1 protein-coding gene is annotated in these 1447 nt (G+C 63.2%); it reads right to left on the reverse strand.

All coding sequences use genetic code 11. The features are described from left to right. Positions 1–112: 112 nt before the first annotated feature. Positions 113–1183, reverse strand: coding sequence for an IS110 family RNA-guided transposase (locus WDU99_RS17205; RefSeq protein ID WP_337333694.1), 1071 nt, complete (start codon positions 1181–1183; stop codon positions 113–115). Positions 1184–1447 lie beyond the last annotated feature (264 nt).

A 1447-nucleotide genomic window follows, 5' to 3' on the forward strand; every position in this document is an offset into this window, starting at 1 on the left:
ATCGATCGCGTCGATCAGGGCGTCGGTGGTGAGGAACGTGGTGTTGCAGTAGAGCTCATCCTTTAGGTGTCCGAAGAAGCTCTCGATCACCGCGTTGATGCTCCTATAGTTGTCAACTCGTGATTTCGCCGGTTCTCGGGTCGGTTTTGACGAGGTGGTAGACCTCGCGAATGACGTAGCGTTTGAGGCAGCGGATGATGTCGCGTTTGCTCTTGCCCTCGGCGGTCCTGCGCGCGACGTAAGCAAGCGTGGGCTCGTGGAACCTCATCCGGACGATCACGGTCCGATAGATCGCGGCGTTGAGTTGGCGGTGCCCTCCGTGATTGATGCGGTGCTTCCCACTGGTCATTCCCGAGCCGGTCGGGACGGGGCTGATGCCGGCGAGTTTCGCGAAGGCGGCTTCGCTCTTGATGCGTTCGGGGTTGTCTCCGGCGACGATGAGGATCTCCGCTGCGGTGTCGACACCGATACCGAACTCATCCAGCAGATGCGGGGCGCGCTGGAGGACGAGGTGCTCGATTTGTGCCTCGAGCTCCTTGATCTCCTCGTTCAGGGCGACCCAGCGTCTGGCGATGGATCTTAGCGCGTGCCGATTCGCATCTTCCGGTGTCTCTAACCCGCGGGGGCGGAGTGCGGCGCAATAGCGGGCGATCATCTTCTGCGTCTTGCGTGCTGTCTCCCGGCGCAGGTCTTCGGTGGCGTGGACGAGCATCGCTTTGAGCGTGACCATCGCGCCGGTGCGATCTTTCACCGCGGTATCGTGCGCGACTTTCAACTGTCGGATCATCTCGACTGCGCCGTCGGCGCTCTTCGGGACCGCCGTCGCGAAGCCCGCCAGGACGGCCCTGGCGGCATTCTCCACGTCGAGGGTGTCGGACTTGCCATTCAACCGGCGCAGTCGCCGGTCGGGGCGGGAGACCTCGACGACCTTGTGTCCGTTGCGGCGCATGAATGAGGTGAGTCCGGCGCCATATGACCCTGTGCCTTCGATGCCGAACGCGATGATCTTCCCGAACCCATCGGCCCACTCCAACAACTGCCGGAAGCCTGCGGTGTCGGTCGCGATCGTGAGTGTCGCCAGGACGCCGCCGATGGAGTCCATCACGGCGGCGACGTGGATGTGCTTGTGAGTGTCGACGCCGATGACGACGTGTCCGGAACGGGCGGGCTCGATCTGTTCCATGGTGTGCTGTCTCCTTTGACGAACGAGCGTGGGACTCACGCTGTCGCCGGCGGGTGGACAGGACTGTCACGGGGACGCTGTCGAAAGTATGCTCCAGGCTCCTATCAGGTCACGCCCGATCCGGCGGCAGCGGTTACTGCGCGCCCGGCCGGAGGATCGACAGATCAACGCAAAGGCACCCTGCGGGCCAATCGTAAGCAAGGGTCAGAACACTCCGGCCAGGACTTCCTCATCCTCGCGGGATGCGGCAGGAACAGACTGACA

The organism is Microbacterium bandirmense (assembly GCF_037204185.1).
In the GTDB taxonomy this organism is placed as follows: Bacteria; Actinomycetota; Actinomycetes; order Actinomycetales; family Microbacteriaceae; genus Microbacterium; species Microbacterium bandirmense.